The sequence below is a fragment of the Streptomyces sp. NPDC057654 genome (genome assembly GCF_042800135.1).
Taxonomy (GTDB): domain Bacteria; phylum Actinomycetota; class Actinomycetes; order Streptomycetales; family Streptomycetaceae; genus Streptomyces.
The window spans coordinates 1-9511 of the sequence record NZ_JBHVHQ010000278.1 but is presented as its reverse complement, the minus strand read 5'-3'; the positions used below and the strand labels follow the sequence as shown (position 1 = coordinate 9511).

Annotated in this window: 10 protein-coding genes; 3 read left to right on the top strand and 7 right to left on the bottom strand. The window is 72.8% G+C overall.

The window, feature by feature from the left end:
- Nucleotides 1-194 (bottom strand): ferredoxin (locus ACFU99_RS21100; RefSeq protein ID WP_384394209.1); only part of this gene is annotated, 194 nt, incomplete at its 3' end.
- Nucleotides 195-197: 3 nt separating this feature from the next.
- Nucleotides 198-1388 carry a cytochrome P450 gene (locus ACFU99_RS21095; RefSeq protein ID WP_384394207.1) on the bottom strand — a complete coding sequence of 397 codons (1191 nt, stop codon included), beginning with the start codon at nt 1386-1388 and terminating at the stop codon, nt 198-200.
- Nucleotides 1389-1526: 138 nt separating this feature from the next.
- Between ACFU99_RS21095 and ACFU99_RS21090 the strand changes: the two genes are divergently transcribed.
- Complete coding sequence (locus ACFU99_RS21090; RefSeq protein ID WP_384394205.1) at nt 1527-2111, top strand: TetR/AcrR family transcriptional regulator; 585 nt, start codon at nt 1527-1529, stop codon at nt 2109-2111.
- 33 nt (nt 2112-2144) lie between these two features.
- Here the strand turns inward: ACFU99_RS21090 and ACFU99_RS21085 are convergent, their stop codons facing one another.
- The 4 genes from ACFU99_RS21085 to ACFU99_RS21070 form a co-directional block, all read right to left on the bottom strand.
- Nucleotides 2145-2906, bottom strand: a complete 762-nt coding sequence (locus ACFU99_RS21085) for a VOC family protein (RefSeq protein WP_384394203.1) — start codon at nt 2904-2906, stop codon at nt 2145-2147.
- Nucleotides 2907-2986: 80 nt separating this feature from the next.
- The gene (locus ACFU99_RS21080; RefSeq protein WP_384394201.1) at nt 2987-5107 is read right to left on the bottom strand and encodes a xanthine dehydrogenase family protein molybdopterin-binding subunit; all 2121 of its coding nucleotides are present in this window, start codon (nt 5105-5107) and stop codon (nt 2987-2989) included.
- Nucleotides 5108-5118: 11 nt separating this feature from the next.
- On the bottom strand, nt 5119-6135 hold the full coding sequence (locus tag ACFU99_RS21075; protein WP_384394199.1) for an FAD binding domain-containing protein: 1017 nt from the start codon (nt 6133-6135) through the stop codon (nt 5119-5121).
- The gene (locus ACFU99_RS21070; RefSeq protein ID WP_384394197.1) at nt 6132-6686 is read right to left on the bottom strand and encodes a 2Fe-2S iron-sulfur cluster-binding protein; all 555 of its coding nucleotides are present in this window, start codon (nt 6684-6686) and stop codon (nt 6132-6134) included. Before ACFU99_RS21070 ends, ACFU99_RS21075 begins: the two co-directional genes overlap by 4 nt.
- A 183-nt stretch (nt 6687-6869) precedes the next feature.
- Here ACFU99_RS21070 and ACFU99_RS21065 point away from each other — a divergent pair, with 183 nt between their 5' ends.
- Nucleotides 6870-7349, top strand: a complete 480-nt coding sequence (locus ACFU99_RS21065; RefSeq protein WP_384394195.1) for a MarR family winged helix-turn-helix transcriptional regulator — start codon at nt 6870-6872, stop codon at nt 7347-7349.
- Nucleotides 7350-7441: 92 nt separating this feature from the next.
- Here ACFU99_RS21065 and ACFU99_RS21060 read toward each other — a convergent pair whose 3' ends face one another.
- The gene (locus ACFU99_RS21060) at nt 7442-8668 is read right to left on the bottom strand and encodes a PTS transporter subunit EIIC (protein ID WP_384394193.1); all 1227 of its coding nucleotides are present in this window, start codon (nt 8666-8668) and stop codon (nt 7442-7444) included.
- Nucleotides 8669-9196: 528 nt separating this feature from the next.
- Here ACFU99_RS21060 and ACFU99_RS21055 point away from each other — a divergent pair.
- Nucleotides 9197-9511 (top strand): hypothetical protein (locus ACFU99_RS21055; RefSeq protein ID WP_384394191.1); only part of this gene is annotated, 315 nt, incomplete at its 3' end.

The following is a 9511-nucleotide window of genomic DNA, read 5'->3' as shown; positions in this document are numbered from 1 at the left end:
TCCGTCCCCTCCGTGATGGTGATCGCCAGCGCCGGGCAGGAGTCCGCCACGTCCAGCGCGTTCTCCTGCGGCTCTATGTCCTCCTGGACCGCGCGGGCGCGCTCGGCCTCCAGCCGGAACAGCTCAGGCGCGGTCCCCGCGCAGATCCCCGAACCGATGCACACGCTCCGGTCCACATCGATGTGCCAGGTCATCGCTCACCACCCCACCGGCATCGAGCGCGGCCCGCGGACCAGCATCTCCGTCTTCCACACGATGTCCCCGGCGAGGCGCAGTCCGGGCAGCCGCAGGACCAGGGCCCGCAGCCCCTCCTGGAGTTCGAGCCGGGCCAGCGGCGCGCCCAGGCAGTGGTGGGCGCCGTGGCCGAACCCGAGATGGCCGTTGCTCTCCCGCCGCACGTCGAGCGTGCCGGCCTCGGTGAAGCGCAGCGCGTCGCGGTTGGCCGCGCCGACGGCCACCACCACGGGCTCCCCGGCGCGCACCAGCGTGCCGCCCACCTCGATGTCCTCGGTCGCGTACCGGGCCTGGCTCGCGCCGACGCCCAGCGGCACGAAGCGCAGCAGCTCCTCGACGGCGGCCGGGATGAGCTCCGGGTCCTCGCGCAGCAGGGCGAGCTGCTCGGGGTGGTCGAGCAGGGTGTAGACGAAGTTGGGGATCTGCGACGCGGTGGTCTCGTGCCCGGCCACCAGGATGCCGACGCAGAGGTCGACCAGCTCCAGCTCGGAGAGCCGGTCGCCGACGTCGCGCGCCTCGATCAGGGAGGTCATCAGGTCGTCGGCGGGGTGGGCGCGGTGCTGGTCGATCAACCCCCGCATGTAGTCGCGCAGTTCCTCCCGGCTGGCGTGGAACTCGTCGGCTGTCAGGGAGCTCGTGGACAGCGCGTTGTCGCTCCAGACCCGGAAGCGCGGGCGGTCCTCGGTGGGCACCCCGAGCATGCGGCAGATGACGCCGACGGGGATCGGCAGCGCGTAGTCCTCGACGAGGTCGGCGGGGGACCCGGCCGCGACCATGTCGTCGATCAGGCCCTCGGCGAGGGCGCGCACGTCCATCCGCAACTTCTCGACCTGGTGCACCGTGAACGCCTTGGCCGAGAGCCTGCGGAGCCGGGTGTGGTCGGGCGGGTCCATGCTGAGGATGCCGCTGTTGGTCTGGGCCTCGGACTGCCGCGGCTCGTCGTGGTTCGCGGCGTCGGCGCGGCTGAACCGGCGGTCGCCGAGTACGAGCCGGGCGTCGGCGTAGCGGGTCGCCAGCCACGCGGGATCGCCGTACGGCAGGCGGACCCGCAGCAGCCCTTCCCGGCTGCGCGCGTCCTCGTAGAGATCCGAGAGCGTCAGCGCGGTCGCTTCGTTGAACGGATAAGCCGCGGGTTCGATGTCGGTGGCGGTCACCTGTGCCCCTTCCGTCTTCCGTTGTAAACCGTTGTAAGCACGTGCTTACATAAGGTAGGTCCGACGGCAGGAACGGTCAACGGTCCGTCAGTTCAAAAGCGGGTTATGCTGACGGCCATTTCTCGGGAGGCTCGCGGAATGTCCGAAGAACGGCCGGAGCGCAGACGGGACGCCGAGGCGACCAGACGGGCGCTCCTCGACGCGGCGACCGCGCTGTTCACCGAGCGGGGCTACGAACGCACCACGGTGCGCGACATCGCCGCCCGCGCCGGCGTCAACCAGGCCCTGCTCTTCCGCTACTTCGGCTCCAAGAAGGCCCTCTTCAACGAGGCCGTGACCCGCCAGGGGTGGCGGCAGGTGCGCGACACCCCGCCGGAGCGGCTCCTCGAAGTCGCGCTGCGCGGCCTGCTCGAACCCGGCGAGGGCCACCGCGACCGGACGCTGGAGGTGTATCTGCGCTCCACCGGCACCGGCGAGGCGCGCAGCGAGACCCGACTCCTCCTCAGCCGCGAGTACACCAGCGTCCTCGCCGGCCTCAGCGACGCCGACGACGCCGAGCTGCGCTCCGACCTCATCCTCGCCTGGCTCCTCGGCATCGGGCTCACCCGCTCGGTGATCGGCAAGGACCCGATCGCGAGCGCCGACCCCGACGACGTCTGCCGCCTCATGCTCCAGGCGTCCCGCACGCTCCTGGAGAAGCTCCCCGACGACAACACGACGTGACGAGACGTCAAAAGCCGTACATCAAAAGGCCTTTCAGGGCGCTCCGCTGATCACGGAGAACAGCGCGCCGTCCGGATCGCGCAGCCCGGCCGCCCGCCCGTGCAAAGAATCACGGGGCTCGTCCATCAGCTCGCCGCCGAGCTTCTCGGCCCTGCGCACCGCCTCGTCGACGTCCGCCACCGGGAAGAAGACATGCCACCGGGGCCGGATGCGCGGGTCCACCGCCGCCTCGGTGCCGCCGCCGTGCAGGGCCGCGACGCTGTGCCCGTCGACGTGGAGCACCACATGGTCGTACTCCCACCGCACCTCGTAGCGGGCCGGGTCCCGGTCGTCCCAGCCGAAGACGTTGCCGTAGAAGATCGCCGCGTCGAAGGCGTCCCGTGTCCGCAGCTCCGTCCAGGCCGAGGCGACCCCCGACCGCAGACCGCTGCCCGCGCTGCCGGTCGCCTCCCAGATGCCGAACGCGGCCCCGGCCGGGTCGGCGACCAGCGCGATCCGCCCTGCCTCGAACTCCAGCGGCCCCACCGCCACCGTCCCGCCGCGCTCGCGGATCGACGCGGCGGTCTCGTTCGCGTTCTCCGTGCCGAAATACGTCGTCCACGTCACCGGGTACTCCCAGTCGCGGGCCACCTCGCCCACGCCCGCGACCTCCGTGTCCCCGGCGAAGGCCCGCAGATAGCGGCCCCATGGCTCGGGCCCCGTCACGAACCGCCACCCGAGCAGCGGACCGTAGAAGTCCGCCGCCCCGTCGAGACTCCGCGCCATCAGGCTGACCCAGCACGGGGCGCCTGTCATACACCCAGCCGTCACACCGGACACCTCATATCTTTCCGCCCAAAGGGTGTATTCAGTCTATGCCCGCCGCCCCCGCGGACTCAGATGGAGCGGCCGAGACCGGCGAGGATTCTGTCCGGATGCAGCGGCAGTTCACGGAACCGGACGCCCGTCGCGTGATACACCGCGTTGCCGATGGCCGCCGCCGTCCCCACGATGCCGATCTCGCCGATCCCCTTGCTGCCCATCGGGTTCAGCCGCCCGTCGTCCTCATCGAGCCAGTGCGCCTCGATCCGCGGCAGGTCCGCGCAGGCGGGCACATGGTACGAAGCCAGATCGCGCTCGGCGAAGTCCCCGAAGACCGGGTCCATCGTGCTCCCCTCCAGCAGCGCCATCCCCAGGCCCATCGTCATCGCGCCGATGAACTGACCGCGCGCCGTAAGGGAGTTGAGGATCCGGCCCGCGGCGAACACGCCCAGCAGCCGGCGCACCCGCGTCTCCCCGGTGTCCACATCGACCTGCACCTCGGCGAACTGTGCCCCGAAAGAGTGCTTCGCGTACGGGGACGCCGCCGCCTTCTCCAGCTCCGCCGCCGTGTCCGCCTCCGCGACGAGCCCCGCCGCCGGCGCCTCGCCCCCGAGCTCGTCGAGCCGCGCCCGCAGCGCACGGCACGCCTTGTCCACCGCCCACCCCCACGACGCCGTGCCCGACGATCCCCCGGCGAGCGGCGCGGGCGGCAGCGCGCTGCTCCCGATGTCGATGTTCACCCGGTCCAGCGGAACGCCGAGCGCGTCCGCCCCGACCTGCGCCAGCACCGTACGGGCGCCCGTACCGATGTCCGTGGCGTTGACGCGCACCCTAAACAGGCCCCCCGGCTCCGTCCGCGCCTCCGCGCGCGAGGCGCTCATCAGCACCGGATAGGTGGACGAGGCGACGCCGCTGCCGATCAGCAGCCGCCCCTCGCGCCGGGACCGGGGACGCGGATCGCGCTCGTACCAGCCGAACCGCCGCGCCCCGTCGTGCAGCGCGCCGACGAGATGCCGGCTGCTGAACGGCTTCCCGGTGTCGGGCTCCACGGCGGGCTCGTTGCGGACCCGCAGCTCCACCGGGTCCAGCCCGGCCCGCTCGGCGAGCTCGTCCATGGCCGACTCCAGCGCGTACATGCCCGGCGCCTCGCCCGGCGCCCGCATCCACGACGGGCTCGGCACGTCCAGCGCCGCGACCCGGTGCGTGGTGCGGCTGTTCGGCGAGGTGTACATGACGCGCGCCGGGACCGCGGCCTGCTCCACGAACTCCTTGATGGTGGAGGTCTGCGTGACGACCTCCTGCGCGAGCGCGGTGATCACCCCGTCCTCGCCCGCCCCGAGCCGCACCCGCTGGATGGTCGGCGCGCGATGCCCGACGACGGCCGCCAGCTGCGCGCGCGGCAGCGCCAGCTTGACTGGGCGGCCGGTGTGCAGCGCCGCCATCGCCGCCAGCACCACCTGCGGCCGCGGCGTCCCCTTGGCCCCGAAACCGCCCCCGACGTGCTCCGAGACGACCGTGATCCGCTCCTCCGCCAGCCCGAACAGCAGGGACAGCGTGGTTCGTACGGCCGTCGCGCCCTGGCTGGAGTCGTGCGCGGTGAGGTTGCCGTCGGTCCACTCGGCCGTCGCGGCGTGCGGTTCCATCGGATGGTTGTGCAGGGCGGACATCGTGTACGTGGCGTCGACGCGCAGCGGGGCGCCCGCGTACGAGGCGTCGAAGTCGCCCCGCTCCCGGCTCCCCTCGGCCCCGGCGTTGGCCTCCTCGCACGCGTACAGCCCCGGATGATCGGCGGTCAGTACGACGTCGGGCTCCCGAGCCTCGTATTCCACGCGGACGGCGGCGGCCATGGCGCGCGCCGCCTCCGGGGTCGTCGCGACGGCGAGGGCCACGTACCAGCCGCGGTGCGGCACATGGCCGTCCTGGAGAACCCGCAGGATCGGGTCGTCGCAGTCGCCGAGGCGCGGCGCGTTCTCATGGGTGAGGACGGCGACGGCCCCGAGCTCGGCCAGCGCGTCGTCCACGTGCACCGCGGTCACCCTGCCGCAGGGCACGGCGGCGGGCACCGGCCAGGCGTACGCGGCGCCCGCCGGGAAGTGCTCGGCCGCGTACCGCGCGGTGCCGGTGACCTTCTCCATGCCCTCCAGGCGGCCGATCGGCGCGCCGAGGGCCGGACCTGCGCTGTGCGTGCGATCCATCCGAACGCTCCTCAACTGCCTGTGTACGGGCCCGGGGACCCCTGCGCCGCGCCTTCGGCCAGCCCCACGAGCACCCGGACCGCCAGATTCCGGGCAAGGTCCACCTTGAACGCGTTGTCCCGCAGCGGCTCGGCAGCCGACAGCTCGGCGTCGGCGGCCCGGCCGAAGGACTCCTCGGTGGCCTCCGCGCCCACCAGCGCCTCCTCGGCCGCGCGGGCGCGCCACGGCTTGTGCGCCAGACCGCCGAAGGCGAGGCGCGCGGCGCGGACCGTACCGCCGCGCACGTCGAGGGCGGCGGCGACGGAGACGAGGGCGAAGGCGTACGAGGCGCGGTCGCGGGCCTTGCGGTAGGCGGAGCGTCCCGGCGCGGGGGCGGGCAGCTCCACGGCGGTGATCAGTTCGCCGTGGTCGACGACGCTGTCCCGCTCGGGCCGGTCGCCGGGCAGCCGGTGGAAGTCCGTCACGGGCACGGCCCGTTCGCCGTCGGGCCCGCGCAGGCGGACGACGGCGTCGAGCGCGGCGAGGGCGACGGCCATGTCCGAGGGGTGCGTGGCGACGCAGTGCGCGGAGTGGCCGAGCACCGCCAGATCCCGGTGCACCCCCTCGCGCGCGGGGCAGCCGGTGCCGGGCTGCCGCTTGTTGCACGGCTTGCCGACGTCCTGGAAATAGAGGCAGCGCGTGCGCTGGAGCAGGTTCCCGCCGGTGGTCGCCGCGTTGCGGAGCTGGCCCGAGGCCCCGGCCAGCAGGGCCTGCGACAGCACGGGGTACCGGGCGCGGACGAGCGGGTGCGCCGCGAGGTCGCTGTTGCGGACGTTCGCGCCGATCGACAGCCCGCCGTCCGGGGTCCGCGCCACGTCGTTCAGCGGCAGCCCGGAGACGTCGACGAGCAGTCCCGGCGCCGCCACGCCGAGCTTCATCAGGTCGACCAGGTTCGTACCGCCCCCGAGGTAGCTGCCCGCGGGGTCGGCGGCGACGGCGGCGATGGCGGTGTCGACGTCGCTCGGGCGCACGTAGGAGAAGGACTTCACCCGGCCACGTCCTCGACGGCGGCGACGATATTGGCGTACGCGCCGCAGCGGCACAGGTTGCCGCTCATGCGCTCGCGGATCTCCTCGGGGGTGAGCGGCACCGGCTCCGGGGCCTTCTCCGAGCTGTCCTGGGGTACGGGCGTCACATGGGAGGGGTGGCCGTTCGCCGCCTCGGCGAGGACGCCGACGGCGGAGCAGATCTGGCCCGGTGTGCAGTAGCCGCACTGGAAGCCGTCGCGCTCCAGGAAGGCCCGCTGCACCGGATGCGGATTCTCCCCGTCGGCCAGCCCCTCCACCGTGGTGATCTCCGCGCCGTCACAGGAGACCGCGAGCTTGAGACAGCTGTTGGTGCGCCGGCCCCCGATGAGCACCGTGCAGGCGCCGCACTGACCGTGGTCGCAGCCCTTCTTCGAACCGGTCAGCTGAAGGTGCTCGCGCAGCGCGTCGAGCACCGTTGTGCGGTTGTCCAGGGTCAACCGGTGCGGGACGCCGTTGACATGGAGGGTGACCACGGAGACGGCCGGGGGATGCTGCGCGGTGCGCGGAACCACGTGCCACACCTTTCACTGGAAGCCCCCCTCGGCACCGTGGTCGGGTCCCCCGCCTCGGGGCGGACGAAACCCGCCCGCCGCGCCCTCCACTCGTTCGGCGCAGGAGCCGCTGGGAGTGGTGGAGGACCGTTGTGTCCTCGGACCGGCCGAGGACGCCGCCGAGGGCCGTGTTTAGGTGTGGTCATGGCTGAGACGACACCTTCCGACACGGGCGCGGACACGCCGCCCACCGCTCTTTCGGCTGCTCCTGGGTATCAGGTGCGGCGGTTGTATCAGGCGTATGTGGCGGCGTGGGTGCGGTTGGTGGATGCGGCGTTGACGGGTCCGCAGTTCGCGGTGTTGACGGCGGTGGGGGCGGCGCCGGGTCGGGATCAGTCGTCGATGGCGTCGGCGGTGGCGTTGGACACGTCGACGATGGCGGATGTGGCGCGGCGGCTGGAGGGGCGTGGGTTGCTGGTGCGGCGTACGGCTCCGGATGACGGGCGGCGGAAGCTGCTGTTTTTGACGGAGTCGGGGGAGGAGGCGTTGGCGGAGGCGGACCGGCGGGCGCGGCTGCTCGATGAGCGGTTGCTGGAGTCGTACGGGCCCGGCGAGCGGACGGCGCTGCTGGAGGAGCTGACGGAGCTGGCCGACCGGTGGGAGGGGCTGACCCGCGACGCGTGAGCGGCGGGCACGGGGGGCGGACCGGCTGTGGCGCAGCCGCCGGGAGGCCGCGCCCCGTGCCGCCATGAGAACGGCCTTCGGCGGTACGGGCGTCAGACGCCTTCCTTGACGAGGCCGGCGTCCGCGACTGCCGGTGCCGGGCGGGCCGGGACGTGCGGCTGCTCGGCTCCGGCCCGTACCGGGGGAGTCCGTTCGAGGAGTGCGGCGCCGCGGTCGCCGCGCAGGGACAGCAGGGCCGCGCCGAGACCGACCACCGTGCCGAGGATCAGGCCGGCCGCGTACAGAGCCATCGCGGCGGCGGTGCCGTGGTTGCCGGTCAGCAGCGGCAGCAGCGACCAGCCCGCCTTGCCCTGGGCGACCGCGCCGACCGTGTAGCCGAACTGGTTGAAGGCTCCGAGGAACGCGCCGCCCGCCGCGCCGCCGAGGCAGCCCATCACATAGACGCGGCCGAGGGGGAGGGTGACGGTGTAGTACATGGGCTCGCCGACGCCGAGCAGCGCCGCCGGACCGGTCGCGCGGATGGCGTGGCGCAGGGGGTTGCCGCGCCGGGCCCGCAGGTAGACGGCGAGCGCGGCGCCGACCTGCCCGGCGCCGGCCATGTCCATGATGGGCAGCAGGGCGGAGGAGCCGTGCTGCTGGATGAGCGTGCTGGTGACACCGATCAGCGCCTGGTGCAGGCCGGGTATGAAGACCCCGCCGAGAATCGCGCCGCCGACGGCCCCGTTGATGCCGAGCGCCCACGAGGCCAGCGTCCCGGTCGCCGAGGCGGCCGCGCCGCCCAGCGGCATGAGAATGAGAACGGTGGCCAGCCCCGCCGTCAGCACCGTCAGCAGCGGCGTGAACAACTCGTCCACGCCGGCCGGCACGACACGCCGCAGCCGCCGCTCCAGCCAGGCGGTGACCAGCCCGATGGCGAGCGCGGTCAGCGGCCCCCCTTCGTTGTGGCTGGGGGAGACGTGGCCGATGAGCGGCAGGCTGTAGTGGATGGCCGCGACCTTCGGATGCAGCATCACCGCCGCGGTCGCCCCGCCGAGCACCGGCGTACCCCCGAGCGCCCGCGCCGCGCTGTACCCGACGAACACCGACAGCACCGCGGTGAATCCGTTGCTCAGCGGCAGCAGCACGGTGACGATCCCCGCGGCCCACTCCAGATGGCCCGTATGGACGAGGTTGGCGAGCAGCCCGGTCAGCCCGGCCAGCAGCCCGCAGCCCGTGAGCGCGGGGATCAGCGGGATGAAGACGCCGCCGACGAGATCGAGCACCCGGCGCGGGAGCCGGGGCGCGGGGGTCGGGGCGATGGCGGCGGGGGGACGGGACATTCGGGCTCCGGCTGTCTCTGGCGACGGTGACGACGCTGACGGTCTGAGGGCGCTGATGCTCTGAGGCCGCCGAGATCTGACGACCCAGCGGCCTACTTAGGTAAGCCTTGGCTTATATCGAGCGAGGGTATCCCATATGCTGTATACACATCGCCCCCGGGCCTCCCTGCCCGTGACCTGCGCCTCCGTCGCATCCGCCGCATCGACGGCTATCGACGGCGGATGGGCACCCGGAGGCGGCGGTCTCAGGCTTCCCGGCGGCACGCGGCTGCCGCGGCGCGGAGGCGAGTTCGCGACGGTGAGTGCTTCCCGGGACGCCGGGCCCGGTGGTCCGTGGCCCGCTTCACAAAGCCGCCGGAGATTTTTCGAAGCGGCTTTGAACGCCTCTCGGCGCCGGTGCGTATTCCGCTGTGACCGGAAGACATCCGGAGTCCGGATCGGCATCCGGAACGCCGATCAGGGTGATTTTGCCAGGGGGGCGAAATGGCTATGGAGATTTCCTCGCGAGGTAGGCACGGACGGCGTGCGGTGACGTTGCTGGCGGCCGTGGGAATTGCCACGGGGCTGGGGTTCGGGCTTTCGCCGGCGGCCGGGGCGGCTACGGGCGGAAATGCGGGGGCGGCGGCGAAGGTGACGGTTCAGGTCGCGCAGCAGGGCAATTACACGGCGGCTGTCTGCGTCACCGACAACCTGGGCGGGACCTGCCAGTCCGACGTGCGCAAGGGGCAGACGAAGACGTTCACCGTGTCGCCGGCGAAGGGAACGCCGGTCAATGTGCGCGTCGTCCCCAATGGCGGTGGATCCGCTGAGAAATCCGTCGTATCGGACAAGACGAAGCTGAAG

Bases quoted from the DNA above. Each gene is read 5' to 3' on its own strand.
- ACFU99_RS21080 (WP_384394201.1), bottom strand. From the start codon at position 5,107: ATGGATCGCACGCACAGCGCAGGTCCGGCCCTCGGCGCGCCGATCGGC.
- ACFU99_RS21085 (WP_384394203.1), bottom strand. From the start codon at position 2,906: ATGACAGGCGCCCCGTGCTGGGTCAGCCTGATGGCGCGGAGTCTCGAC.
- ACFU99_RS21090 (WP_384394205.1), top strand. From the start codon at position 1,527: ATGTCCGAAGAACGGCCGGAGCGCAGACGGGACGCCGAGGCGACCAGA.
- ACFU99_RS21060 (WP_384394193.1), bottom strand. From the start codon at position 8,668: ATGTCCCGTCCCCCCGCCGCCATCGCCCCGACCCCCGCGCCCCGGCTC.
- ACFU99_RS21065 (WP_384394195.1), top strand. From the start codon at position 6,870: ATGGCTGAGACGACACCTTCCGACACGGGCGCGGACACGCCGCCCACC.